Origin of the sequence: Flavobacterium lacisediminis (assembly GCF_025909975.1) — a bacterium.
GTDB lineage: Bacteria > Bacteroidota > Bacteroidia > Flavobacteriales > Flavobacteriaceae > Flavobacterium > Flavobacterium lacisediminis.
This window is the reverse complement of sequence record NZ_JAPCIO010000006.1, coordinates 105,253-131,628: the sequence shown is the minus strand read 5'-3', so window position 1 is coordinate 131,628 and position 26,376 is coordinate 105,253. Positions and strand designations below refer to the sequence as shown.

At 31.2% G+C, this 26,376-nt stretch carries 31 protein-coding genes and 1 tRNA gene; 14 read left to right on the top strand and 18 right to left on the bottom strand.

What is annotated here, in order from left to right:
- Positions 1-24 precede the first annotated feature (24 nt).
- From folP to OJ995_RS09950, 3 genes are read left to right on the top strand one after another with little or no spacing between them, the layout of a single operon-like run.
- Positions 25-846: a dihydropteroate synthase gene (gene folP / locus OJ995_RS09960; protein WP_264369275.1), complete on the top strand. Its 822-nt coding sequence runs from the start codon at positions 25-27 to the stop codon at positions 844-846.
- A 3-nt stretch (positions 847-849) separates the two neighbouring features.
- Positions 850-1,587: a hypothetical protein gene (locus OJ995_RS09955; protein ID WP_264369274.1), complete on the top strand. Its 738-nt coding sequence runs from the start codon at positions 850-852 to the stop codon at positions 1,585-1,587.
- 26 nt (positions 1,588-1,613) lie between these two features.
- Positions 1,614-2,102: a hypothetical protein gene (locus OJ995_RS09950; protein ID WP_264369273.1), complete on the top strand. Its 489-nt coding sequence runs from the start codon at positions 1,614-1,616 to the stop codon at positions 2,100-2,102.
- Between the two features lie 35 nt (positions 2,103-2,137).
- Here OJ995_RS09950 and rlmH read toward each other — a convergent pair whose 3' ends face one another.
- The gene (rlmH, locus tag OJ995_RS09945) at positions 2,138-2,611 is read right to left on the bottom strand and encodes a 23S rRNA (pseudouridine(1915)-N(3))-methyltransferase RlmH (RefSeq protein WP_264369272.1); all 474 of its coding nucleotides are present in this window, start codon (positions 2,609-2,611) and stop codon (positions 2,138-2,140) included.
- Positions 2,612-2,679: 68 nt separating this feature from the next.
- Entirely contained in the window at positions 2,680-4,149 is a 1,470-nt protein-coding gene (locus OJ995_RS09940) for a TonB-dependent receptor (RefSeq protein ID WP_264369350.1), read from the bottom strand.
- A 116-nt stretch (positions 4,150-4,265) separates the two neighbouring features.
- Here OJ995_RS09940 and OJ995_RS09935 point away from each other — a divergent pair, with 116 nt between their 5' ends.
- The 3 genes from OJ995_RS09935 to OJ995_RS09925 are packed head-to-tail and all read left to right on the top strand — an operon-like array spanning position 4,266 to position 7,033.
- On the top strand, positions 4,266-5,030 hold the full coding sequence (locus OJ995_RS09935; RefSeq protein WP_264369271.1) for an MBL fold metallo-hydrolase: 765 nt from the start codon (positions 4,266-4,268) through the stop codon (positions 5,028-5,030).
- Between the two features lie 5 nt (positions 5,031-5,035).
- Positions 5,036-5,530: a hydrolase gene (locus OJ995_RS09930; protein WP_133606392.1), complete on the top strand. Its 495-nt coding sequence runs from the start codon at positions 5,036-5,038 to the stop codon at positions 5,528-5,530.
- 15 nt (positions 5,531-5,545) lie between these two features.
- On the top strand, positions 5,546-7,033 hold the full coding sequence (locus OJ995_RS09925; protein WP_133606394.1) for an aminotransferase class V-fold PLP-dependent enzyme: 1,488 nt from the start codon (positions 5,546-5,548) through the stop codon (positions 7,031-7,033).
- Positions 7,034-7,051: 18 nt separating this feature from the next.
- On the opposite strand, the gene OJ995_RS09920 is transcribed toward OJ995_RS09925, so the two are convergent.
- Positions 7,052-7,933 carry a lysophospholipid acyltransferase family protein gene (locus tag OJ995_RS09920; RefSeq protein WP_264369270.1) on the bottom strand — a complete coding sequence of 294 codons (882 nt, stop codon included), beginning with the start codon at positions 7,931-7,933 and terminating at the stop codon, positions 7,052-7,054.
- An 83-nt stretch (positions 7,934-8,016) separates the two neighbouring features.
- Here OJ995_RS09920 and OJ995_RS09915 point away from each other — a divergent pair, with 83 nt between their 5' ends.
- Both OJ995_RS09915 and OJ995_RS09910 read left to right on the top strand, forming a co-directional pair.
- Positions 8,017-8,643 carry a rhomboid family intramembrane serine protease gene (locus tag OJ995_RS09915; protein ID WP_264369269.1) on the top strand — a complete coding sequence of 209 codons (627 nt, stop codon included), beginning with the start codon at positions 8,017-8,019 and terminating at the stop codon, positions 8,641-8,643.
- 66 nt (positions 8,644-8,709) lie between these two features.
- Positions 8,710-9,402 (top strand): SIMPL domain-containing protein, encoded by a 693-nt coding sequence (locus OJ995_RS09910; RefSeq protein ID WP_133606400.1) that lies wholly within the window; start codon positions 8,710-8,712, stop codon positions 9,400-9,402.
- 90 nt (positions 9,403-9,492) lie between these two features.
- Here the strand turns inward: OJ995_RS09910 and OJ995_RS09905 are convergent, their stop codons facing one another.
- The 14 genes from OJ995_RS09905 to OJ995_RS09840 all read right to left on the bottom strand — a co-directional run bounded on the left by OJ995_RS09905 (position 9,493) and on the right by OJ995_RS09840 (position 19,358).
- On the bottom strand, positions 9,493-10,041 hold the full coding sequence (locus tag OJ995_RS09905) for a hypothetical protein (RefSeq protein ID WP_264369268.1): 549 nt from the start codon (positions 10,039-10,041) through the stop codon (positions 9,493-9,495).
- Positions 10,042-10,083: 42 nt separating this feature from the next.
- Complete coding sequence (locus OJ995_RS09900) at positions 10,084-10,245, bottom strand: hypothetical protein (RefSeq protein ID WP_264369267.1); 162 nt, start codon at positions 10,243-10,245, stop codon at positions 10,084-10,086.
- 80 nt (positions 10,246-10,325) lie between these two features.
- Complete coding sequence (locus OJ995_RS09895; RefSeq protein ID WP_264369266.1) at positions 10,326-10,757, bottom strand: hypothetical protein; 432 nt, start codon at positions 10,755-10,757, stop codon at positions 10,326-10,328.
- 154 nt (positions 10,758-10,911) lie between these two features.
- Complete coding sequence (locus OJ995_RS09890; RefSeq protein ID WP_264369265.1) at positions 10,912-11,574, bottom strand: hypothetical protein; 663 nt, start codon at positions 11,572-11,574, stop codon at positions 10,912-10,914.
- A gap of 162 nt (positions 11,575-11,736) precedes the next feature.
- Positions 11,737-12,096 carry a hypothetical protein gene (locus OJ995_RS09885; protein ID WP_264369264.1) on the bottom strand — a complete coding sequence of 120 codons (360 nt, stop codon included), beginning with the start codon at positions 12,094-12,096 and terminating at the stop codon, positions 11,737-11,739.
- Positions 12,097-12,098: 2 nt separating this feature from the next.
- Positions 12,099-12,515, bottom strand: coding sequence for a hypothetical protein (locus OJ995_RS09880; RefSeq protein ID WP_264369263.1), 417 nt, complete (start codon positions 12,513-12,515; stop codon positions 12,099-12,101).
- 226 nt (positions 12,516-12,741) lie between these two features.
- The gene (locus OJ995_RS09875; RefSeq protein WP_264369262.1) at positions 12,742-13,380 is read right to left on the bottom strand and encodes a hypothetical protein; all 639 of its coding nucleotides are present in this window, start codon (positions 13,378-13,380) and stop codon (positions 12,742-12,744) included.
- A gap of 230 nt (positions 13,381-13,610) precedes the next feature.
- Positions 13,611-14,231: a PH domain-containing protein gene (locus OJ995_RS09870; RefSeq protein ID WP_489886097.1), complete on the bottom strand. Its 621-nt coding sequence runs from the start codon at positions 14,229-14,231 to the stop codon at positions 13,611-13,613.
- A gap of 171 nt (positions 14,232-14,402) precedes the next feature.
- Positions 14,403-15,167, bottom strand: a complete 765-nt coding sequence (locus OJ995_RS09865; protein ID WP_264369260.1) for a hypothetical protein — start codon at positions 15,165-15,167, stop codon at positions 14,403-14,405.
- A gap of 146 nt (positions 15,168-15,313) precedes the next feature.
- The gene (locus tag OJ995_RS09860) at positions 15,314-15,982 is read right to left on the bottom strand and encodes a hypothetical protein (protein WP_264369259.1); all 669 of its coding nucleotides are present in this window, start codon (positions 15,980-15,982) and stop codon (positions 15,314-15,316) included.
- A gap of 168 nt (positions 15,983-16,150) precedes the next feature.
- Positions 16,151-16,588, bottom strand: a complete 438-nt coding sequence (locus OJ995_RS09855; RefSeq protein WP_264369258.1) for a WapI family immunity protein — start codon at positions 16,586-16,588, stop codon at positions 16,151-16,153.
- A gap of 138 nt (positions 16,589-16,726) precedes the next feature.
- Positions 16,727-17,770 (bottom strand): site-specific tyrosine recombinase/integron integrase, encoded by a 1,044-nt coding sequence (xerA, locus tag OJ995_RS09850; protein ID WP_264369257.1) that lies wholly within the window; start codon positions 17,768-17,770, stop codon positions 16,727-16,729.
- A 217-nt stretch (positions 17,771-17,987) separates the two neighbouring features.
- Positions 17,988-18,069 (bottom strand) — tRNA-Tyr (locus tag OJ995_RS09845).
- 164 nt (positions 18,070-18,233) lie between these two features.
- On the bottom strand, positions 18,234-19,358 hold the full coding sequence (locus OJ995_RS09840) for a TlpA disulfide reductase family protein (protein ID WP_264369256.1): 1,125 nt from the start codon (positions 19,356-19,358) through the stop codon (positions 18,234-18,236).
- A 243-nt stretch (positions 19,359-19,601) separates the two neighbouring features.
- Between OJ995_RS09840 and rpsA the strand changes: the two genes are divergently transcribed.
- The 6 genes from rpsA to arsB all read left to right on the top strand — a co-directional run bounded on the left by rpsA (position 19,602) and on the right by arsB (position 24,576).
- A complete protein-coding gene (gene rpsA, locus OJ995_RS09835) occupies positions 19,602-21,365 on the top strand; it encodes a 30S ribosomal protein S1 (protein ID WP_264369255.1) in 1,764 nt (587 codons plus the stop codon).
- Between the two features lie 106 nt (positions 21,366-21,471).
- Positions 21,472-21,795, top strand: a complete 324-nt coding sequence (locus OJ995_RS09830; RefSeq protein ID WP_008257618.1) for an ArsR/SmtB family transcription factor — start codon at positions 21,472-21,474, stop codon at positions 21,793-21,795.
- 36 nt (positions 21,796-21,831) lie between these two features.
- Entirely contained in the window at positions 21,832-22,308 is a 477-nt protein-coding gene (locus tag OJ995_RS09825) for a DUF6428 family protein (protein WP_264369254.1), read from the top strand.
- A gap of 1 nt (position 22,309) precedes the next feature.
- Positions 22,310-22,927 carry a class I SAM-dependent methyltransferase gene (locus OJ995_RS09820; RefSeq protein ID WP_264369253.1) on the top strand — a complete coding sequence of 206 codons (618 nt, stop codon included), beginning with the start codon at positions 22,310-22,312 and terminating at the stop codon, positions 22,925-22,927.
- 1 nt (position 22,928) lies between these two features.
- A complete protein-coding gene (locus OJ995_RS09815) occupies positions 22,929-23,540 on the top strand; it encodes an arsenate-mycothiol transferase ArsC (RefSeq protein WP_264369252.1) in 612 nt (203 codons plus the stop codon).
- A 4-nt stretch (positions 23,541-23,544) separates the two neighbouring features.
- The gene (gene arsB, locus OJ995_RS09810) at positions 23,545-24,576 is read left to right on the top strand and encodes an ACR3 family arsenite efflux transporter (RefSeq protein ID WP_264369251.1); all 1,032 of its coding nucleotides are present in this window, start codon (positions 23,545-23,547) and stop codon (positions 24,574-24,576) included.
- Between the two features lie 32 nt (positions 24,577-24,608).
- Here the strand turns inward: arsB and OJ995_RS09805 are convergent, their stop codons facing one another.
- A complete protein-coding gene (locus OJ995_RS09805; protein ID WP_264369250.1) occupies positions 24,609-26,354 on the bottom strand; it encodes a T9SS type A sorting domain-containing protein in 1,746 nt (581 codons plus the stop codon).
- Positions 26,355-26,376 lie beyond the last annotated feature (22 nt).

Here is a 26,376-nt window from a genome sequence, read left to right as displayed (position 1 = left end):
CTGTAATTTGAAAAACTACTTTAAATGACAATTAATTGTAACGGAAATTTAATCGATTTGTCAACTCCAAAAGTAATGGGGATTTTGAATGTGACGCCCAATTCCTTTTATGATGGTGGTAAGCACAAAGAAATCAATTCGATTATTCATCAAGTAGATAAAATGCTGTCGGAAGGTGCTGATTTTATTGATATTGGTGCGTATTCGAGTAAACCAAGTGCCGAATTTGTTTCGGAAGAAGAAGAAATAAAGCGTTTGGTTCACATTATTAAAGAATTGGTTCAAACATTTCCTACGATTATTTTATCGGTTGATACTTTTAGAGCTAATGTTGCGAGAGCTTCAGTAGAAAATGGAGTAGCAATAGTGAATGATATTTCAGCAGGTTTGTTAGATGATAAAATGTTGGAAACCGTTGCCGATTTAAAAGTACCGTATATCATGATGCATATGCGTGGAAATCCTCAAACGATGCAAAGTCTAACCGATTACAACGACATTGTAAAAGAAATGATTTTCTATTTTTCGGAGCGCATTCAAATGGCGAGAAGTTTCGGAATTTCGGATATTATCATTGATCCTGGATTTGGTTTTGCCAAAACATTGGAACAGAATTACGAAGTATTGCATAAAATGGAGTTGTTTTCGATGTTAGAATTGCCATTATTAGCCGGAATTTCAAGAAAATCGATGATTTATAAAGTATTAGAAAAAACACCACAAGAAGCTTTGAACGGAACTTCGGTTTTGAATACGATTGCTTTACAAAAAGGAGCTAAAATTCTCCGAGTGCATGACGTAAAAGAAGCAGTGGAGTGTATAAAATTAGTCAGTAAATTAAAATAAATAATGAAGAAATTAGTTGCTATTGTTGCCTTGATGGGCTTGTTTTCTTGTAATAACGAAGAAGTTTTGTTGCCACAAGAAAATGTTTCGGTTATGAAAGAAATGACAGATCATTCACCTATTTACATGTTCTTTAAAACCGAAGAAAATAAAGATGATAAAGAAAAATTAGACACAATTGTGGAAGTGAATCGCAAGAACTCGATTTCTTCAACTAATTGGGTTTTCAATATAGACAAACGTTTACCGTTGAAATTAGTCATTCCAGAAATAATGGAATTACAAGACAAAAAGAAACGCAGTTCGCACTCAAAAGCGGGAACAATGAACGTTTTTACCTATTCGGATAGTGTGGCTAAGAATTTAGCTTTTTTTCCTTTTACGGACGTAGAGTTCAAGTATAGCAAGCACTTTTCTAAGTTTTTTATTAAAAAACACGCCGAACATTATAGAAACTTCCACAATTTCACAGTGAATTTCAATAAAGACAACAAAATTACCGTTGACGGAAATGATATTTCTCGTGAAGAATTTATCGATTTCATCAAAGAATTTGCCGATTTTACAAGCGATGGAAAAATTACCATGTTGCATTTGAATTTTGATAATCGATTAACGTATGACCAATACATTCAAAATAAAATATTGGCTTGGAAAGCAACTAATAACGAAATCCAATTGTCTTCTTTTGAGTTCGTCTATGATGAAAAGAAATTGCCTGAATGCGGGTGTAAGTTGTAGGTTTTTAAAATAATAAAATTGGTTTTATGAGATATGTTTTTCTTCTCGTTTTATTATCAAGTTTGAGAATAAATGCTCAAGAAAATTCAGGTATAATTGTGTTTGAGAATAACATCAAGTTACATTGGACAATAAAAACTTTTAACAAAAAGGAACATCAAATAAAAATTTGTAATAACAATTTTGGTGTTCAATACATTTGTGCAATTGATAATGCTTTTTGGTATGGCTCAGATATTCCTGTAGATAAGCCTAAAAATCAATTAACTAATTTGATTCTAGAAATAGGAAAAAATAAGATTATTTTGGATGTATCATCAATGTTTAACCCAAATTTCAGTGGCGAATTATCAATACATCAATTTAAAATAATTAAAGAAGGAAATCAATATGTTTTATATGGTTTCTTTTCCGATGGAGCGGGAACATATACAGCACATTGGAGAATTGTTGATACTATTTCGATAAGAGAAGTTATATCGAACTCGGAAGAATATTTTTCTTGGCAAGACTAATTCCTTTTACCCTTTTCCTTTATCCTTTTAACTTATCATTGATGATGATACGGTTCATTTCTCAAAATCGTAAACCCTCTATAAATTTGTTCGATTACAAATAAGCGCACCATTTGGTGAGAAAACGTCATTTCAGATAAGGAAACTTTGCCTTGTGCTTTTTGGTAAACGGTTTCACTAAATCCGTATGGGCCACCAATGACGAATACTAAGGTTTTAATTCCGGCATTCATTTTCTTTTGTAAAAAGTCGGAGAAACCAACACTACTGAATGTTTTTCCGTTTTCGTCTAATAAAATTAAATGGTCAGTTGGTGTGATTTTAGACAAAATCAATTCGCCTTCTTTTTCTTTTTGTTGGGCTTCCGATAAGTTCTTTACGTTTTTGATATCGGGAATAATTTCCAAATCAAATTTTACGTAAAACGACAAACGCTTGGTGTAATCTTCAATCAAGGTTTGTAACGATTTATTGTCGGTTTTCCCAATAGTTAAAAGGCGGATGTTCATAGGATTTGTTTTTGCAAAAATAATAGCGTAAAACGAAAAATCACTCTTTTTGGGAGTGATTTTCGATATTAGTTAATTTTCTCTACTTCTTTAAAGTCGACTTCACAAGCATAAGAGAAAAGTTTTTCTTTCTTAATGATTTCTGCGGTTCCTTCTGGAAGCATTTCTTCCCAACCTGTTTCGCCTTTGCAAATCATTTTAAGAATTTTTCTTGAGAAAATATCTAGGTTTTTTTCTTCATAATCTTTGATATCGATTACTTTTCCATTGAATTTGAAGAATTTGTACAATTCTTTCATTCTTGGGTGTACTTTTAAGTTTTCTGAAGTGATTACGTTTCCGTTTTCATCTTTCATTGGGTATAAATACACTTTTAAGTCGCGATAGAATAATTTTCCAAACGCTTCTAAAATTCCACCCGATAAATGGCGGTAATATTTCTCATCGAAGATTTCAATTAAGTTGTTAACTCCCATAGCTAATCCCATACGAGCTTTAGAATAGTTAGAGAAATATTCAACTACTTTGAAATACTCTTGGAAGTTCGAAATCATTACATTTTTACCAAGTTTACAAAGCAATTCCGCACGGTCAAGGAAATCGCGTTCGTCAATTTCACCTTCTGCTTTTAAATTCGAAAGCGTAATCTCAAAAACCACAAACGTATTTTCTTCTGCTACTTTATTTTCTTTAATGAACATGTTGTATGATTCTTCATACATGTCCATATTTACTTTAGTAACCGGTCTAAAACTTCCTCTTAATGCTAAGATATTTTTCTTGTATAAAACCGCAGCAGGAAGAATGTTTTTTCCATCAGGACCAAACATTACGGCATCAGTCATGCCGTTTTTAACCAATTGTAAACTCATCAAACGATTGTCTACATTAGCAAAACGAGGTCCAGAGAAATTAATAGTATCAATTTCTAATTGGTCTTTATCTAAATGGTCGTATAAATAGCGAAGTAGTTTTTTAGGATCGTTGTATTTGTAAAAGGCACCATAAATTAAGTTAACACCTAAGGTTCCAAGTGTTTCTTGCTGTAATTTGGCATCATTTTCTTTAAAACGGATGTGAAGAATAATTTCATTATAATCTTCATCTGGTTCTACTTGATAAACGATTCCAACCCAACCATGTCCTTTAAATTGTTTAGCAAAATCAATTGTTGCTACAGTATTGGCATAACTAAAAAACAATTTATTTGGATGTTTATCTCTACTTAAACGTTGTTCTACCAAATTAATTTCATGCGACAACATCTTTTTCAAGCGACTTTCAGTAACATAACGACCATCTTCTTCAACACCATAAATGGCGTCACTAAAGTCTTTATCGTATGCCGACATTGCTTTTGCAATCGTTCCAGACGAGGCGCCAGCTCTGAAAAAGTTACGTACCGTTTCTTGTCCTGCTCCAATCTCAGCAAACGTTCCATAGATGTTTTCATTAAGATTGATTCTTAATGCTTTATCTTTTATGGAAGGGATTTGCTCTATCTCTCTGTCTCCACGAACTTTAATATCTGTAACCATGCTTTTCATTAAAATAAATTTTGGGGTACTTGGAAAAAAATAGTCTCCAATGGCAAAGTTAATCATTTTATAAAAACTACCATAATTATTGTTATTTTTGTGCAAAAGATAAGGCTTTGAAAATTTATTTTTTAGGAACAGGAACATCTCAAGGAATTCCAGTAATTGGAAGTCATCATTCGGTTTGCTTGAGTACGGATAAAAAAGACAACAGATTACGTGTCTCGGTTTGGATTGAAACCGAAGACGCTTCTATTGTTATCGATTGTGGTCCCGATTTTAGACAACAAATGCTAAATTCGAAATGTCCTAAAATTGATGGATTGTTATTTACACACGAACATGCCGATCATACTGCCGGTTTAGACGATATTCGTCCGTTCTTTTTTAAACAGGGTGCAATTGCCATTTATGCGCATGAACGCGTATTAAAAAATTTAGAACGACGATTTGATTATATTTTTCAAACCGAAAATAAATATCCAGGAGCGCCTTCAGTTTCTGAAAATGAAGTGATTAATGACCAGCCATTTACCGTAAATAATGAAGTTGTTATTCCGGTGAATGCTTATCATGGTTCGTTACAAGTTTTTGGTTACCGAATTCAAGATTTTGTGTATTTGACTGATGTAAAAACAATGGAAGCTTCCGAAATTAAAAAAATAAAAGGATGTGAAGTATTGGTAGTAAATTGTTTAAGAGAAGAACCACATAACACACATTTTAATTTAGAAGAAGTTTTACATTTCATATCTTTGGTGCGTCCAAAAACAACTTATTTAACGCACATCAGCCATTTGTTTGGTTTTCATGAAGAAATTCAAAAGAAATTGCCAGAAAATGTGTTTGTAGCTTATGATAATTTAGAAATTAATATTTAATACTTATGAAGAACGTAATTTTGTATGCTTTGATTTTCTCGTTATTGTTTAATGTTTTTCAATATGTGAATTCTACTAAAATATTAGACGCAAAAGACAAAGAAGTACTAAAAGTAAAAGCGAATTTAAAAACTTCGAGAGATTCTGTCGCTACTTTAGCAAATGCGAATTATTTTGCTTTGGAAAGTGATGAAGATGCACAAGAGTATTTCTTTTCTAATAACTTAGATTATCAAAAAGTTGCTATTAAAGTAAAAGAAGATCTAATTAGTTTGAATGCAAATAAAAATGGAAATCCGCTTGTTCCTTATGAACCAATTGATGGGAATCCATTTTTAATTAATACCTCTAAAGTTTTAAATCACAGATGGATTATTGCCGAATTTTCATGTGGTGATTTATGGGGGCAAGTTTTAATAAAATACTTTGTTTCAGAAGGAAAACCAACCGATTTTGAAACGGTAGAAACGGTTTTATACGAAAGACAAACGAAAGAATAAATAAAATACAACGCAATGTCGACTACAACTACTAAAACCCAATTAGAATGCTATTTTGAGCAATTCAGAAAAGATATAATTGGAATCAATCAAAGTTTTCAATCGCCTTTTGGGGAAAAGAAAATCATTTACACCGATTGGACAGCCAGCGGAAGATTATATCGCCCAATTGAAGAGAAATTAATGAATGATTTTGGTCCTTTTGTAGCCAATACGCATACTGAAACTTCAGTTACGGGAACAGCAATGACAATGGCGTATCATGAAGCGCGTCACATTATCAAACATCATGTAAACGCATCTGATTCGGATATTTTAATTACCGATGGAACTGGAATGACAGGTGTAGTGAATAAATTCCAACGTATTTTAGGACTTCGTATTCCAGAAAATTTAAAAGAGTTTACGGCTATTCCAAACGAGTTGAAACCAATCGTTTTTATTTCGCACATGGAACATCATTCGAATCAAACGTCTTGGTTAGAAACCATTGCAGATGTTGTAGTAATTCCAGCCGATGAAAACGGATTATTATGCATTAATGAATTAAAGAATTTACTAGAAAAATATAAAGATAGAAGTTTTAAAATTGCATCAATTACGTCGTGTTCAAACGTTACCGGAATTAGAACTCCGTATCATGAAGTGGCAAAGTTAATGCACCAAAACAACGGTGTTTGCTTTGTAGATTTCGCTTGTTCAGGTCCGTATGTGAATATCAATATGCATCCAGAAGATGCAGAAAGTTATTTAGATGCGATTTTCTTTTCGCCTCATAAATTTTTAGGTGGTCCAGGAACTTCAGGAGTTTTGATTTTTAATAAAGATTTATATAAAAATAACGTTCCAGATTGTCCTGGTGGTGGAACCGTAAGTTGGACAAACCCTTGGGGCGAGCACAAATACATCGATAATATCGAAGATAGAGAAGATGGTGGAACTCCAGGTTTCTTGCAAGTAATGAAAACCGCTTTGGCGATTCAGTTGAAAGAAAAAATGGGCGTTCAGAATATTTTAGATAGAGAACACGAGTTAGTAGATTATATTTTTGAAACTCTTGGAAATATTGATAATTTACATATTTTGGCGAACCAACACCAAGATAGGTTAGGAGTTATTTCTTTTTATATTGATGATTTACACTACAATTTAGGAGTGAAATTACTAAACGATAAATTCGGAATCCAAACGCGTGGTGGATGCAGTTGTGCTGGAACTTACGGACACTTTTTATTACACGTAGATCAAGAAACTTCGCACGATTTAGTTTGTAAAATTTCTTCAGGCGATTTAATACAAAAACCAGGATGGATTCGTATGTCAATTCACCCAACGACTACAACAGAAGAGATTGAATTTGTTTGCGAAAACATCAAAGCTCTAGCAGCTAATCACAAAGAATGGGGAACGGATTACGAGTACAATCCGAAAACCAATGAATTTGTTCATAAAAGTGCCAAAGGCGAAATCAAAGAAATGGTTCATAATTGGTTCAATTTATAAAAAGAAAAAGCTCAGTTATTACTGAGCTTTTTCTTTTGAGTGTTTCCATCTTTTATGCGTCCACAAATAAAATTCTGGAGCTTCATAGATTTGTTCTTCTACTAACTTCAAGAATTTATCAGTAATTTCATAATTAGGAACCGATTTTACATCATCTGAAAGTACTTCAAAGCTTGCTTGATAATAGCCTCTTTTTATTTTTTTAGTTCTTAGAAAAATCACATTCATATCAAAACGTTTAGCTAGCATTTCGGCTCCTGTATGAACGGGTACGACATGTCCCATAAAAGGCGCCCAATGGTAGGCAGACACAGCTTTAGGCGATTGATCACTTGCAAATCCATATAAGCTTAATAGCTGATTTTTATGATTTTCAGCAATGGTTGGAATGGTTTCTTTAGTAGTAATTAATTCGGCTTTAAATTTAGAACGGATTCGTTTTACTAATTTATCAAAATACGGATTCGCTAATTTTTTATAAATTCCAAATCCTTTACAATTGATGTGATAATTCATGGAAACAACCCATTCGTAACTCGCATAATGCGCGCACATTAAAGCAATACTTTTATTCTTTTTTTCCAATTCATAATACACCTCCATATTGCTAAAAGTAAATCGTTTTTCAATTTCTTTTTGCGAAATAGTGATGGTTTTTATCATTTCTAAAAACATATCACACATATGGCTATAAAATTTCTTTTCAATAGTAAGTCGTTCTTTATCAGATAAATGAGGTAAGGCTAATTGAATGTTAGCTCGTACTACTTTTTTTCTGTAGCCAATAATGTTATACGTTAAAAAGCAAACAAAATCGGAAAATAAGTAAAAAACAGGGAAAGGTAGAATAGATATTATCCACAATATCGGATAGATAAGTATGTAAACTAATAATTGCATTCGCGAAATTTTTTACAAATATACTTTTTTACTTGGAAGTAAATTTGCCAAAGTATTCCTAAATTTACAAAAAATACAATTTCATGAATATTATTTTATTGATTCTAATTGCACTAAACGTTCTTATTAGTTACAAAGCTATGAATGATAGTTCATTTTTTAGAAAGTACGAGTTTCATATCGGAAGTATTAAATCGGGCGAACAAATTCGTATGTTAAGTTCTGGTTTTTTGCATGTCGATTTTCAACATTTGTTTTTCAATATGTTTACCTTGTATTTTTTTGCACCTCATGTAATCAATAATACAAATGCGCTTTATTTTTTGTACATTTATATGGGAAGTTTAATTGCAGGCAATTTACTTACATTCTACTTTCATAAAAACGAGTATTCGTACCGAGCAGTTGGTGCTTCTGGAGCCGTTACAGGAGTTATTTTTAGTGCTATTTTATTAGAGCCTAATTTATATATGTATGGAATTATTCCTGGCTATATCTTCGGATTTGCTTATTTGCTGTTCTCTATTTACGGAATGAAAGCAAAAAGAGATAATATTGGTCACGTAGCCCATTTTGGAGGTGCAATTGGCGGTTATGTTTTTACATTGATAAAATATCCCCAACTCATTACAACTGAGCCAATAACTGTTGGAGCTTTATTAGTTCCAATTGTAGTTTTATTTTTCTTACAAAAGATGAATAAATTATAAAATTTTAAGATTTTGTTTTTTTGGCACAATACTTGAAAAACTATAAATAATTAAAATATTAAGATTATGAAAAATTTAGTAATGATACTATTATTCTCAGCAGGTATGGTACAAGCACAAGAAGTAAAAACAGTTCCGCAAATTAGCGTTTCAGGAGAAGGAAAAATTAAGGTTACACCAGACGAAGCTATAATTACAGTAGCTGTAGAAAACACTGGAAAAGAAGCAGCCGAAGTAAAAAAGAAAAACGATGAAATCGTAGATAAAGTACTAAAGTTAATCAAACAACGTGGTATTCCTACGGCTGATTATCAAACGCAACGTGTGAATTTATACAAGAACTATGATTATAACACTAAAAAATACAATTACGTAGCCAATCAAACCATTTCAATTCATTTAAAAGATTTATCTAAATACGATAAGTTAATGATGGATTTGGTAGATAGCGGCATCAATTCGATACAAGGTGTAGAATTCAAATCGTCTAAAATTAAAGAATACGAAAGTCAAGCGCGTAAAAAAGCCATGTTAGATGCTAAGCAAAAAGCAGAAGATTACGTTTCGGTTTTAGCAGGGCAAAAAGTAGGGAAGGCGTTAGTAATTTCAGACAACTCATTTACTAATTACCCACGACCAGTGTATGCCGAAATGAAAACTATGGCAATGGCTGATGGAAGTGCAATGCCACAAGAAACCTTAGCAATTGGAGAAATTGAGATTATTTCAAACGTATCCGTTTCGTTTGTGTTAGAATAAGAAATTAGTTTAATAAACAGAAAAGCCAGAATGTAAGTTCTGGCTTTTTTTGTAACCTTTTGAGGTAATCGAAACAACTGTAATTAATACTTACCAAGCTGGTGTTACACAAGAAATAAGTTTGTTTTTAGAGGTTGTCGCTCCTACATACCCATGTCCTTGTAAATAATAAAAATGATAGGTACCAAAATCTAACTCCGCCTTAATCACCAAAAGATTTTTATATTCGCAAAACGGAGTTTTTAATTTGCCGTTATATGAGATAATTTCATAGGTACTTTTACCATCAGCAGTTTTCCAAGAATGTCCTTTTTTGAAATTTATATCATATCGGATGGTTTCAATAGTACAACATTCCTCATATTGATAAATAGTACCATTTTCCTCTCTTAGATAGAGTTTATCTGTTTTATCTCCCCAATTCTGTAAAAATTCAATGTAGATTTTTCCTTTAATTTGTTTGGTTCCATTTTGCGTTTCAAAGTAGGAATAGTCAGCCCAAAGAATCTTTTTTTTCTCTATTGACAAAGGAAAAAAATCACCATTTTTATTAGGATCACAAAAATCTTGTCCTTCATTAATTTGAGCATAAAAAGAAGTTGTAAGTAGCAAGCAAAGTAAAGTGAAAAATTGGTTCATTTCGTGTAAAATTAATTATCAGGGAATAAAAAGAAATAGTTTTTATTTGTAGGTTAACGCGTGAAATGGAATTTCCATTAAATCAGAATGTTTATATCTATCGTTACTCATAAATGTAATGATAACATCAGCTCTTGTCGATATAACGCCAAACGTTATGAAGCTTGCTTTCAGAGCCATCACAAATATAACAAAACATTCCATTCAGCAGCGGATTTTCCGTAGGAAAATCCAGAAGTAGCCATTGAAGCAAACCGCTGTTAACTGCTGGCTTTTATTCTATTTCATATTTTCAGCCACCATTTCATTGTATTCAGTTTGTCTCGTTCTATTTCGGTTAAATTTTGAGTTTCAAATTCGGTTAGTTTGCTTTTGAGTAAATCAATTCCGTAATTTTCTTTTAGCCAAAAAGGAAACTCTTCAACGCTTTTATTCCAATTTCCAAGAGTGGATTTTAGAATATCGCTTAAATTAATATCAGTTTTAGGTTTTAGTTTGGTTAATATTTTCCCAGCGAATTTTTGGTCAGTATATTGGGATGTTGGTCTTTCAGTATTTTCAAAAATATCAATTATTCCAATAACAATAATTTCTTCCGACACTTTGTTCAGTTTTTCAGTCAGTTGTCTTATTCTTAAATCTCCAATTTTTTCAATTAAGTCAATTGAAGAATAGAATTCATTTTTGAAGTCGTTTGAAGTTTCTGGAATTTTCATTTTTTAAGCTTGCAGTTAACGTTCCGGCGCTTGGCGAGGTTGCGAGCTTAGGAACCGATTATTTTCTGTTAAAGATAAAATTTCTTGCGAAATGTAAATGTGAATTTACTACAAAATTCGCAATCTTGCCAAACGCCTGTTACCTGTAGTTTTTTTATTCACAACGAATCCAGTCAATAAATGGAAATTCACTTAGTTCACTCGACAAAAGTTTAGATTCGTCAGTAACTAATCTCAAATGAGCAATCTGATTTTTCTTTTTGAGTTTGATTGATTTTTCTGCATCTTTATTTTTTATTAAAACTTTGTCAATTTTTTTTCCCTCAAATTCAAGTTGGTTTTCTAAATCAATAAGTAGCCAATTTTTATTTTCATTAAAATCTAAACGTTGAGTAATTATTCCTCTAATTGGTAGGAATTCTGAAATTGTATTTTCTCTAAATTCCATTAAATTGATTTGTTTTCCAATTAAGTTTGCCGATTCAATTACTTTAATCAAGCCTAAAAACAATAATGGAAGAAAATTGATACTTAGATTATAATCTCCAAAACCTAAGCTAAAAGATAAAGTAAAACCTAATTGATTTAAATTAAATATTGGTTCAATAATAATTACTTGAGCAATTAACCAAATGTATATTAATTTACTAGAAATGTTATTTTGATTATAAAAAAGAATTGTACCACAAATTCCAATTAGGGATAAAACTATTGAAATATTTAAATTAGATATGTTGTTTATAATGTTAATTACACTAAATATGAAAACTAAATTAGGTAAAATTGTTTCTTTCGTAAATTCAATTTTTCTTCTCATTTTTTTTTAAAATTACAGGTAACGTTCTGCGGCTTGAAAATGTGGCGAAAATGCAACACCAAGCCTTCACAAATATAACCAAAACTTTAAATTAAACAACTGAGCCATTTCAAAAATTCCCGAAACCAGCCATATTTTTAAACCGCTGTTGTGCGTAGTGTTTTATATAATAAACTTTTCTGAATGATGAACTGGGTCAATTGAACTTCCTCCTAAACTTTCATAATTACAGAAGAAATTATCAAGTTCCCAATTCAATTGGTTTTCAGTTTTTAATATTACATTTTTAAAGTATTTATTATCACTATTAATATCTTTGTCTTTATAGATTTGTAAAAAATCACAAGCTCCAGATTCCCAAATTGTGATTGATGACATTAAATTTCCTTTATGGATTTCAATTTCAATGCTATTTTCAGTTCTGTCTTCAGACCAATTATGAATAATTATTTCAAAACTTTGTTTCTCCCACATAGAGCGATACTTTTCAAGCCAATTATTTGTAAGTCTTTTAATTGTCATTTTTATAAAGTATTTTTTATTGGTTTTATTTTCCAAATTATCCAATTCACAATTAAAATTATTGAGCCTAAAATTATCCAAATTCTAATTTGTCCTACGAACAAATTTGGATATGGAGCATAATCTCTATTCATTTCACGTGATATATCCGAAAAAACATTATTTATTATCCATAAACTATAGATTATTGAATATATAAAGAGTATTTTCCAAATAACTTTATTGTTATAAAATATTTGTATTGTTATAAAAAATAATGGTAATAAAATTTGAATAAGGTAAATAACAAAAGTTTCACCATTTATAAATTGAAAATTATCACTCCAAACAAATAACCATAATAATAATAATAATCCAAATGAATAAACAATTCTTTGAGTTTTATCAGTCTTTAAATTTTCTAAAATATTCTTTATCATTTTTTTGTTTCGATTCGTCGGTAACATTACGCACAACGTCCAGCCGGCTTTGTGAAGTGGCGGAATTTTATTACTGATGCTTACAAATATACTGAAAAGTTTGAAAGAAAAAAGTTGAAAAATAGGAGAGAAGTGCAAGCACTGGCTCCTCCAATTATACACTTACCCCGCCATTTCACAAAACCGCTGTTATAAGCAGGCCTTAGGTTTAGTTATTGAATTAAATTCAAATATTTTTATATTTTCCAATGGACAACTTTAAGCAGTAAAAATCTAGTTGTGGAATTCCTAATGGTGGGTAACAAGTAGAATTATATAAATATTCTATAGTTTGCTTTGTAACAGTTAACGCCCATTCAGAAACTTGTTTATTTGATATTCGATCAATCCAGTCAACGCCAATACCATATGGATCGTTAACCATTTTTTTCTGTTTCAGATAATTAAGAGCGGATTTTGAAATTTTGTTTTTTGGAAATCCATTTTCATCTTTAATAATGGGTTTTAAATGTGCAATGGAATTTCTTAACGAAACCAAATGTTTTAACTCTATATATTCAATATCATTAGTGAAATTTTGTTTTCCGTTTTTCTCGAAAAGGACTTCTATTTTGTAATAAAATGCAATTTGGTCTTGATAAATATCAAAGTCGAATTTATATCTGTCTAATTCTTTTGAATCTATATTATTTTTTACAAGTAATTCGTGTGTTAGATTTTCACCGCAAATAGTATCATTTAATACAGCTTCAATAAACATAGTGGAAAACATAATTGTAATTAAAGCATCATTTGGTTCTGAATATTGTTCAAACGCTTTTTTTGCTATCAAATAATGATTGAAACTTTGTGAGCTAAATCCCATAGGTTCTAGAGTTAGAATTTAAATTAAGGTCATTGATTTCCACAATTTTGGGTGGCTTGCTTATAACGTTTTGAGGCTTTAAGAAGTGGCTAAAATTTGTCACTGCCCAATACAAATATACCGAAAAGGTTTTAAGATAATTGATAAAAAAAGCACTGAAGTGCTTTCACGAACTCCTCCAATTACACACTGTCCCCGCCATTTCTTAAAACCGCTGTTAGCTACAGTTACTATTTTATCCAGTTTATTTTTCTATAAATTGAATTTCTTTTTACTCCTTTAAAGAAACTATCTAAGTTCGATATGTTTGTTTGTAAACTGGTTATAATAATTTCATCATTTTCATTTGTGAAATACTTGATATATTCATATTCTGATATAGGTTTTCGTTGGTTTCCAGTATATAAATTGATTTGAATACCTTTAATATTATTTTCGGTAAGGATTATTTGATTTGAGTTTTTTGTATTTAAAATAGTTATTGATCTTTTTTCTTTATCAAAAGTCATAGCTCTGTTTTTTTCTATTTTAGAATATTGTTTGTGTAACATGAAAGCCAAAATTGAGAAATAAAATAGAATTATTGAAGATGTTGTGATAACGATTCCTATAAATCCGACGAGATAATTCTTCGAAGTAAACATTACGATTGCTAAACTGCCTAATGGAAAGAATAAAATAGAAATCAAAAACCAATTTATCGGCATGCATAATCTTACGAAATGTCTTGATATACTGATTTTGTATATTTTATTATTTTGAATCTCATTATCATTCTTATTAATTATGAATGTGATTAATGAAAAAATTATGATTGTTACGACTAAAAAAATACCTAATATATTTATCATTTCTGATGTTACGGTTTGAATTCGCACAGTTTTTCTGTAATTGTAGCTAACGTTTCGCAGCTTGGCGACAGTAGCGGCGCCAGCGAACGTATTATTTTCGGTTAAAGATAAACATTTTCGGGAAGAAAAATTTAGATTGGAAAATAAATTAGCTATTGCGCCAAACTGCTGTTAGCTGTGGTTTTTATTTTGGTGTTGATTTGTCAATTCAATGAATAGTTTTGCTAAATTTTGAAGTCGTATTGCTCCTTCGGATAATTGTATTTCACTAAAAGTGTCTAGGAATACATTTATATTTTCAAGCTTTGGCTGAATTGATTCAATGAAATCTATGCGTTGCTTTTCTGTTAAGGTTAGAATTTTCTCTTCTCTTTCAAAGTCGTCTGAAATAGCTAAACTCTCAAATTTCTTTAGCATATGTCTTAAGTCTGTTGGTAAATCAGAGAAATGAATTTTTCCAGTTTCATCGGGAAAATTGTACTCAACTATTGATTTTATTTTTTTTAAACCTTCAATTTCTGCTAGCATTTGTCTGTCTTGCTTCAATGTAAGTTGTATTGAATTTCTATAAACTGTTAAACCTTCATTTATTTCGAAGTTTAATGATTTAAGGTTGTCCATTAGAAGTTTTATGCAAAGTTGAATCTGTTCGTTTTGTGAGTTGTCCGTATATATTTTCCCAATTCCACTTTCTTCAAACAACAGTTTTTTTGCTAAGCATACTTTGTCAGGATAGTTTATGGAGAAAAGCAAAGAAGTTGTCAAAGGTGTTTCCAACTTAACAGTGTCCGTAAATACAAAAATTTTATATCTGTTATCTTGGTCATCTTTGAATTTTAAAAGTCGAGTTGAATTGTCGTTCAGATTGGGATCAAAGAGAATTAAATCCTGACTTGTTGGTCGGAACATTTTTACCTTATTTCTTATTTCTTGCACTGTCGTCATAAAATCACAGCTAACGTTTTGTGGCTTAGCGATGGTGCAAACATCGTAAAGACAAATTTAATATAAATTTATTTATGATAGCGAAACGTAGTAACTCAAATATTTGCACTATTGCTAAACCGCTGTTAGCAAACGTATTAATATTTATATTTTTTATTCAATTTAGTTGGTATGTAGTATAGTAAATAAGGAATTAAAAATGATAAAACTACATTTAACACATAGTTTATTGTCGGTTTTTCATTTATAACTGGTATTAAATATAATACTTTAGAAAATAAAAAAGCAAATGGGTATAATATTAGTTCAACAACAATTATAGTTATTATTTTTTGCGGTAAAGGAGATTGTCTATCTATTAAACCTGCAAAAAAGAAAATAATCATAATTAATAAAATAGAAGCAGATGAAGTATAAAAATGTAAATCAGGATTTCTTTCAATTATGGGATTAGTTTCAATAGGTTTTGTAGTAATTGGATTTTTACTACTAATAAAAGATATGTTTGAGAAAAAAGAATAAACGTTATCTTTAATTGTTTTGCGATTTATTATATCGCTTCTTAAAAGTTTTAGTTTAGTTATTTCACTTTTAGATAAAACTGCACTATCTTTTAATATAGAATTTATTTCTTTGGTTTTCTCTATTTTACTGCTAACGCTTTGATAATATGAAAAACCAATTATATTGTCCGCAACATACAAACCAAATATAATTAAAATGTAAATATAGAATTTCTTTAAAAACGACTTATCGCTTCCAGTTATGTCTTGATAAATTTTAAATGCAAATTCTACTAAACTCATTTTTATAGTTCGGGTTATATATGTTTGCTAACGTTCCGCGGCTTGGCGCAGTAGCGGCTAATTTACGAAAAATGTTCTTATGAAAACTACGAGTTGAAAATCCAGCGGATTTTCAGCCGGAGTAGAGTATAAGCTATTGTGACAAACCGTTGTTAGCAGCTGTGTATTTTATGTTTTCGATGTGTATTTACTTTCAATTTGTGTAAGCTGTTTTATGATTAATGGTAAATGTGTTTGGTCAAATTCAATTTGAAATTTTAACTCATTACCATCGCCAGGAAAATCAACTACTTCACAAACTGCATTTAAATGCCCAATTCCATCACCTTTTATTTTGATTTCAACTTGATTTTCCAAAGTATAAAATTCAGCAAAACCATTCAGATTTTCGTAAAGTTTTTCAAGTTGATTTTTAAAGCTAGGAAAGTCACTTGTAATAAAATCAGCTTTAAATTTTCCGAAAAATGCACCAGCTTTGACGCTTACATTGCCACCAATCCAATTTGCATCATAACCTAATTCAGCATTCGGATTATTTAATCCGAGTAATTCAATCTTTATAGAGTTTCCATTTCCAGATATTTCGAAAAAATCTAAGTCATTCATGATTTTAAGATATTGCTGATTACATTGCTGCTAACTTGTATATATGCGATATAAAGTTTCGTATATACAGCCATTTATGGGTAGATAAACGAAGTTTTGTTTCGCTTTTTTAGTTAAATCAAATATATTAAATTTTTCTTACAAATCATCAAATGGACTTTTAATTTGTTGTATACTTTTTGTACTTACATGGGTGTAAATTTCAGTGGTTTTGCTACTGTTGTGGCCTAAAAGTTCCTGAATATAACGTAAATCAGTTCCACTTTCAAGTAAATGAGTAGCATAGCTATGCCTCAACCAATGTAATGTAGCAGGTTTTGTGATACCGGTTTTTTTTAAGGCTTGTTTTAATATAAGCTGTAAACTTCTTGCATCATAAGGAGTTCCTTCTTTTTGCCCCTCAAATAAAAAAGTCTTTGGTTTGTAAACTTTATAATAGTCTCTTAATAGTTCTAATATTTTAGGGCTTAACGGAACAATTCTGTCCTTTTTCCCTTTTGAATTTTTCAGTAAAACTATATTTCTTTTAGAATCAATATGATGAGGTTGAAGTGCTAATAACTCACCACATCTTAGCCCACAAGAATAAATTAAACTTAACATTGTTTTGTGTTTTTGGTTTGTAGGAGCAGAAATAATTGCTTTCACCTCTTCTTTACTCAAAACATTAGGTAATACTTTTTCTCGTTTTGGTCTATGTATTTTGTCAATTTCAATTGCAGTGTCTTTTACAATCTTAAAATACAGTTTAATAGCATTCACAATCTGATTTTGATACGAAGAAGATAAATTATGCTTTAAAATATAATCATTGTTGTATAAAATCACATCTTCGTTAGTAATGTCCTTTACGGCTTTTGTGTTGCAAAAAGTTAAAAACGATTTCAAAGCCTCGCTGTATGTGTTAATCGTATTTGGGCTGTAGCGCTTTGATAAAAGATAGCGTTTGAATGTTTCAATGCTTGAAATTCCTTCAGCATTTGGAACTAAAGTATGGGCTAATGGAAGATTAAAATGCAATCGATTAGCTTCAGTATCGGGTAAATGCCAGTATTTGTTAGTAGGACTCCACCTTGCATCTTCAAAAGTTTTAATGCGCGCAATTAATTCCGTGTTTTTTTCAAAATAAACAGCAATTCTAGGTGTTCCTTTGTGTAGTAAAGTTTTGGCTTTCCAATTCATAATTAATGGCTTATATAAAGCAAATATAAAAATAAAATAGAAATAATTCATTTGTCAAAGAGCAAATTAAGTAATACATAATAGGAGGATGCTAGGAGGATACTAGGTAGATACTCCATAGATAGTGTATAGATAAAGTATGGATAGTGTATGCAAGATGTATGCAATAGAAGGAATAATAAGAAACAAAAAAAGCACCTCGTTAAAGGTGCTTTTGTGGGGAGAGCAGGATTCGAACCTGCGAAGATGTAATCAGCGGATTTACAGTCCGCCCTCGTTGGCCGCTTGAGTATCTCCCCAAGCCATCTTGCTTATTTGACTAAGCGGTTGCAAATATAGAATTGTTTTTTATACCTGCAAAGTTATTTTCTACAATTTTACGTACTATTTTATAATGTTCTGTAAATGAAAAACATAAAAAAATCTCCAAAAGGAGATTTTTTTATTTTGTATGGAATAGTGTTTATTTTACACCTAAAAGTTCTTTTACTTTGGCACGTAGAGCATCGCCTCTAAGGTCTTTTGCTACAATAGTTCCTTTAGCGTCTAAAATAAAAGTAGCAGGAATAGATTCAACATTGTATAATTTAGCAATTGGTTCGTTCCAATATTTAAGGTTAGAAACATGAGGCCAAGTTAAACCATCTTTTGCAATTGCTTCTTTCCATTTTGCAGCATCTTTATCTAAAGAAACTCCAATGATATTAAGTCCTTGTGCATGAAATTCATTATATAGTGCCACTACATTAGGGTTTTCACCTCTACAAGGTCCACACCAAGAAGCCCAAAAATCAACAATAGTAACTTTACCTAATGATTCTTTCAAAGAAATAGTTTTTCCTTCTGGTGAAGGTCCAGAAAATGCAGGTGCTGGTTTGCCAATACTTAAAGCAGACATTGTATCAAGCATAGCTTTGATTTTTTTTCCGCTCTTAGTTTGGGCAACCTCTTCGCTTAATCCTTCATAGTAATTTTTTACTTCTTCAGGTGTTAAGTATTGTCTCATTAAAAAATTCTCTAACAACAATGCAGATAAATAAGCATCTGGGTTTTCTTTTATGAATTTTTTCGAAATAGAATTCATTTCATCCTGAAAACTATTGTATTCTTTAGCAATCATATTGATAGTTGCAGTGTCTTTATTCTTTTTAGCTTCCTGCATTCTTGCAATATTGTTTTTTTCAAACTTGTTTTTCTTTTTTGCAATTACAACCGATTGATTATTGAACTCCTGAAATTTATCATTGTTTTTAGTTCCGCTAATAATAGAATTTTGAATGGTGTCTGATTTGTATACAATATTGATGTTTCCTTCTTCTAAAATAATAGGCACAGAAAAATCTTCATTTTCAATTCTTACATAGGCCAAATCTGTTTCAGAAACGGTTCCTTTTAATTCAAATTTTCCATTTTCAACTACTCCTGTGTCTTTAACAGCAGTACCAGTATCATTTAAAATTTCAACATAAATTTTCTTACCATTTTCAATGCCTTCAGCGGTTCCTGTTAGTAAGTATTCATTGTCTTTTAAGTTGTTACAAGAAATAATGGCTAATGCAGTTACTGCAAAAAATACTATTTTTTTCATTTTATTGATTAAATTTTCGCAAATGTATTCAAAATAACTCAGTTACAAAACATAAAAAAATGTTAGAATGGTAATAAAAACTAGTATTCAAAGTTTTGTAAATCAAAAATATAGTTGTAATTTTGCGCACCTTTTGGCGGATAGCGTTTCCATTAGGTTTCAATTATTTATGTAAAACACTGTTGATGTTTTCTCTTCGCATAAAGAAACGCAAGAAACCCAACATACAAATTTTTAATCAGCATGTCTGAAATTAACAAAACACAAGAAGAGTTTTTAGCGAATTTTAACTGGCATAATTATGCAGAAGGTATTGATCCAGTAGACGAAAAAAACTTACAAGAATTTGAAGATCTAGTAACTAAAACATTCATTGCTACTGACCAAGAAGAAGTAGTAGAAGGTGTAGTTGTTAGAATTACTGAGAGAGATGCAATCGTTGATATCAACGCTAAATCTGAAGGTGTTATTTCTTTAAACGAATTCCGTTACAATCCTAACTTAAAAGTTGGTGATAAAGTAGAAGTATTAATCGACGTTCGTGAAGACAAAACAGGTCAGTTAGTATTATCTCACAGAAAAGCTAGAACTATCAAAGCATGGGATAGAGTTATTGCAGCTAACGAAACAGGAGAAATCGTTAACGGTTTCGTAAAATGTAGAACTAAAGGTGGTATGATCGTTGACGTTTTCGGAATCGAAGCATTCTTACCAGGTTCTCAAATTGATGTTAAACCTATCCGTGATTACGATCAATATGTGAACAAAACTATGGAATTTAAAGTTGTAAAAATCAACCACGAATTCAAAAACGTAGTAGTATCTCACAAAGCGCTTATCGAAGCTGATATTGAAGTACAGAAAAAAGAAATCATTGGTCAATTAGAAAAAGGACAAGTATTAGAAGGTGTTGTTAAAAACATTACTTCTTACGGTGTATTTATTGATTTAGGTGGAGTAGATGGATTAATCCATATTACTGACTTATCTTGGTCAAGAATCAACCACCCAAGCGAAGTTCTTGAGTTAGATCAAAAATTAAACGTTGTAATCCTTGATTTCGATGATGAGAAAACAAGAATTCAATTAGGTTTAAAACAATTAAACGCTCATCCTTGGGATGCTTTAGGAGCTGAATTAAAAGTTGGTGATAAAGTTAAAGGAAAAGTTGTTGTTTTAGCTGATTACGGAGCTTTCATCGAAGTTGCTGAAGGTGTAGAAGGTTTAATCCACGTTTCTGAAATGTCATGGTCTACACACTTAAGAAGTGCTCAAGATTTCATGAAAATTGGTGACGAAGTAGAGGCAGTTGTTTTAACTCTTGATAGAGAAGAAAGAAAAATGTCTTTAGGTATCAAACAAATGACACAAGATCCATGGACAGATATTACTTCTAAATACCCAGTAGGTTCTAAACATACAGGTATCGTTAGAAACTTTACTAACTTCGGAATTTTCGTAGAGTTAGAAGAAGGTATCGACGGTTTAGTATATATCTCTGATTTATCTTGGACTAAGAAAATCAAACACCCATCTGAATTTGTAAATGTAGGTGATAAATTAGACGTAGTTGTTTTAGAATTAGACGTTGAAGGTCGTAAATTATCTTTAGGTCACAAACAAACTACTGCTAATCCTTGGGATAAATACGAAGATGCATTCGCTGTTGGAACTATCCACAACGGAACTATCGCTGAAATCGTTGACAAAGGAGCTACTGTAGAATTTGGTGACGATATCGTTGCTTTCATTCCTACACGTCACTTAGAAAAAGAAGACGGTAAAAAATTGAAAAAAGGAGATACTGCTGACTTTAAAGTTATTGAGTTCAATAAAGAATTCAAAAGAGTAGTAGCTTCTCATACAGCTATCTTCAGAGAAGAAGAAGAGAAAAACGTTAAGACTGTAGCAGAAAACACTTCAGCTCCAGCTCAAACATCTACTTTAGGTGATAACAACGATATTCTTGCTGAATTAAAAGCTAAAATGGAAAAAGGAGGTAAATAATCTCTAATTTTCTAAATATTTTAAATCCCGAAAGAAATTTCGGGATTTTTTATTGTGTATTATATTTGTTTATCGTAATATTGCAATATAATAATTTATAAAAATTATGGGAGCATCAAAATCAGAATCCTTTTCTGTAGAACAAAACGAAATGGCAACGTTGTTTAAAGCTTTGTCACATCCGGCTCGAATTGCTATCGTTGATTATCTATTAACTGTTGATTCTTGTATTTGTGGCGATATTGTAAACGAATTACCGTTAGCACAACCTACAATTTCGCAGCATCTAAAAGAATTAAAAAATGCTAATATCATCAAAGGAACCATCGAAGGAACTGCTATTTGTTATTGCATCAATCCAGATACAATTGATAAAATAGAAAATCACTTTGGTATGATTCGTCATAAGTTAAAGAATAAATGTTGTTAGCTAATTACTTTTTACTAATCACTAATTACTCAAAAAATGAAATTATCAGAAATCAAATCAGAATTAAAAAAGCTTACTACAATAGCTTTTCAATTACCTAATGGTGATTTAGTACCAAATCATTTCCATGTAACTGAAGTAGGTAAAATCACTAAACATTTCATCGATTGCGGTGGAGTTGTTCGTACAGAAGAAGTCGCAAACTTCCAACTTTGGGAAGCAAACGATTACGATCATAGATTACATCCTGAAAAATTAATCCATATTATTGAATTATCAGAAGCTAAATTGCAAATTCCAGATTTAGAAATTGAAGTCGAATATCAAATGAAGGAAACTATCGGAAAATTCAGTTTAGATTTTGACGGAACTAACTTCCAATTAAAGTCAAAATTAACGGATTGCTTAGCTAAAGACAATTGCGGTATTCCACCAGAAAAACTAAAAGTTAAAATAGGCGAGTGGAAACCAAAAGAAACCTCTTGTTGTACACCAGATTCAGGTTGTTGTTAATATGGAAAACACTAAAAAAGAACATTGGGAAACGGTTTTTACTACAAAAGCTGAAAATGAAGTAAGTTGGTATCAAAACGAACCAAAGACTTCAATTCAATTAATTCAAGCTTGTAAAGTAGCTAAAGATGCCAAAATCATTGATATTGGTGGTGGCGATAGTTATTTGATTGATAGTTTATTGGATTTAGGTTACACGAATTTATTCTTGTTAGACATCTCAGCTGCTGCTATTGAACGTTCAAAAAAACGATTAGGAGATAAAGCTAAGAATGTCACTTTTATAGTTTCAGATAGTTTACATTTTCAATCGGATGAAAAATTTGATGTTTGGCACGATAGAGCCTCTTTTCATTTTTTTACAGAAGCTAATGATATTGAACAATACAGAGCTAATGTAATTGCAAATACCAATCAAAACGCACATTTTATTATCGGAACTTTCTCGGAAGACGGACCTTTAAAATGCAGTGGTTTACCAATAACACAATATTCGGTTGAAAAAATGGAAGCAGTTTTTGGCGAAGATTTCGAATTAGAAAACTGTTTTACAGAAGACCACGAAACGCCTTTTGATACGGTTCAAAATTTCATTTTTTGTCATTATAAAAAAAGATAATATGCTTGAGAATTTATCAAAAACTATTAAAACTATTGCTGAAATTTCAGTTTCAGAGGAACGTAAGACGGTCTTAAAGCCATTAGCTGATTATATACAAAACAAAGTCAATGCTAATGAAGAAATTCGATTGAGCTTCATTTGTACGCACAATTCCAGAAGAAGTCATTTGTCTCAAATTTGGGCGCAAACGATGGCGTTTCAATTCGGAATCAAGAATGTTTTTTGCTATTCTGGCGGAACGGAAGCAACAGCAATGTTTCCAAAAGTAGGTGAAACTCTAGTCAATCAAGGATTTCAAATTCAGAAGTTAAGCCAAGAACAAAATCCAGTTTATGCAGTGAAATTCGATGACAATCAACATCCAATCATCTGTTTTTCAAAAGCATATTTTGATGATTTTAACCCGAAAACTAACTTTGGAGCCATCATGACTTGTAACAATGCTGATGAAGGTTGTCCAATGGTTTTTGGTGCAGAAGCTAGATTTCCAATCAAATACGACGATCCAAAAGCATTTGATGGAACTGATTTAATGAACGAAAAATACGCTGAACGTAGTTTACAAATTGCGAGTGAAATGTATTTTGTATTTAGTCATGTAAAGAAGTAAACATATGAAAAAACGATTAGGATTTTTAGACCGATATTTGACAATTTGGATTTTCTTAGCGATGTTAATTGGAGTAGGAATAGGTTATTTCATTCCAAATTCAGCTAATTTCATCGATTCATTTTCTTCCGGAACTACAAATGTTCCGTTGGCTATTGGATTGATTTTAATGATGTATCCACCTTTAACCAAAATTGATTTTTCTAAAGTGCCTCAAATGTTTGAAAAGCCAAAGTTGTTAACCGCTTCGTTTTTCATTACTTGGATTGTTGGACCTTTTTTAATGTTTTTATTGGCTACATTCTTCTTGAAAGATTATCCAGAATACATGACAGGGTTAATTATCATAGGAATTGCGCCATGTATTGCTATGGTAATCGTTTGGAATGAACTAGCCGAAGGTAACCGAGAATTAACAGCAGGTTTAATTGGAATTAATAGTTTGTTACAAGTTTTCTTTTTTAGTTTATATGCGTATTTCTATTTGGAAATCATGTTGCCTTTATTCGGAATTAAAGGTTTAGAATTAAATATCACTATTTCAGAGATTGCTCAAACAGTTGGAATTTATTTAGGAATTCCGTTTGCATTGGCTGTTATAAGTCGTTTTGCTATTAAAAAGTTTATTGGAGATAAGTGGTTCAATCAAAAATTCATTCCTTTTGTATCACCAATTACTTTGATTGCCTTGCTTTTTACTATTGTAGTAATGTTCAGTTTAAAAGGTGAAATGATTGTTGATTTACCAATGGATGTTGTTCGTATTGCTATTCCATTAGTCATTTTCTTTGCGATTATGTTTTTCTTAATGTTTTTTGTGGCTAAGAAAATTGGAGCTAATTATCGTGATGCAGTGGCGTTATCGTTCACCGCTTCAGGAAATAATTTTGAGTTAGCCATTGCAGTTTCTATAGGTGTTTTTGGAATCAATAGTGGTCAAGCATTTGCGGGTGTAATTGGACCTTTGGTAGAAGTTCCCGCTTTGATAATTTTAGTAAATGTCGCCTTTTGGTTGAGAAAGAAATATTTTAAATAAAAAAAACGCTCTATTTAAGAGCGTTTTTCGTTTTATTCTTTAACTACTTTAATCGTTTTTTGTTGGGAATCGTTTTCTAGTACAATTAAGTAAATTCCACTTTCTAAGTTTGATAAATCTAAAGTACTAGTACTTTCATTTTCGAAAGTTTTAGTATCGATTAATTGACCTATAACGCTATAGATAGTTGCTTTTGATAACGCTATATTGTCTAGGTGTAAAATATCTTTAACTGGATTTGGATAATAAGTAAACGAACCAAAACTGTTATCATTAGTACTTAAAGTAGTAGTGATATTAAATTGATATGGTGTTGTATAATTGGTGCTAGTTGGATTAGTACTAGTTATTTTTAAGTAATAATCACCTGGAGTAAGCGCTCTAGCAAAACTAATAGTAGCGCCACTATTATTTTGAGAAGCACCAACAGCAGTTCCAGCTGAATTTAAAATGGTTCCATTCATTGATGAAGTTACAATACTGCTAACAGAAATAACTGCATTAACGTTGTCAGTAACAGTAAATTTATAATAATCATTATCTGCAGCCACTGGATTTTGAACGGTTGTGTATCCAATATAAATTTTATTAGTTGTAATTCCGTAAGCTAATTCTTTGAAATTAGGTTCGTCTAAACCTTGCATCATTTGGTAAGGATAGCCTGGTAATTCGGTGTGGTTTTCGATAATATCATATCCTGAATTAAAATAGAATAATTTGGCAGGATATGTCAATCCAGTTAGATAAGAATTCATGTTTGATGAAGGTTCTGGAACAACTCCATCAGTTGTAATATTACCTCCGAATGCATTTGTAATTCTTCCAATAACACATGAAAAATCAATTAAGTTATCTATTGATTTTTGATTTAAACCTTGAATATTTTCGCCAACGATACCATTGCAATTAATATCGGAATTATAAAAATCAGGAGAATAAGAGTTGTCGTTCATACTAGAACTATTCTGAACTTCTAAACCTCCAAATAAAAAGTGTCCACCTTCACCACTGTAGTAATATGTAGTTTTTAAATCTCTAATGGCTTCAGAACTCACATCGGTTCCTGTCATGAATGCTAATAAATTATCACTCGCATTACTTCCTCCATGAGGTGTTCCTAAAGTTAATAATTTGGCTACATGATGCTTGTTATCCGCTTGCCAATTATAGGAATTTTGGATATATTCTCTAGAAGCTAATCCACCCATACTATGACCTACTAAAATTACTTTATCTTTTCCAGTAATTTCCATAACTCTTTGAACTGCTACTCTAACAGCCGCACCTTGTTTTGCAATAGCTGATTGGTTGCTTAAAACAGTTGTTCCAACAGCGCCATTTGGGTTTACATTGAAATTTACATAAAAATAATCACCGTTTTGTACAAGAGATTCAAATGCTGCAATATCTGCTCCAGCTGTTGGGTAGAAATTTTTATTTGTTGTGGTATTGTTATTGTCGGCATTCAAACAAAAATCAAAACGACCACCAAAAGTAAAGCCATATTGAGTATCGTAATAATCAGTTGATGTATTCCAAGTTTCTGAACTTGAATTTAATCCATGAATAAAAATAATGGGGTAGGGTAATTTACTTTCAAAAACTCGACTAGTAGTATTTGAAATTGGAGTTTTTAATGGGAAAATACTGTCGTTTCTGTATTCAAAGTATTCAAATTCAGCTTGTCTAGGTTTGAATTCGATTCTTTGATTTTGTGAAAAACCTATTGATGAAATAAATAAAAAGGCAAATGATGCTACAAGAGTAATTTTATTCATACACATTATTTTTAATTTAATA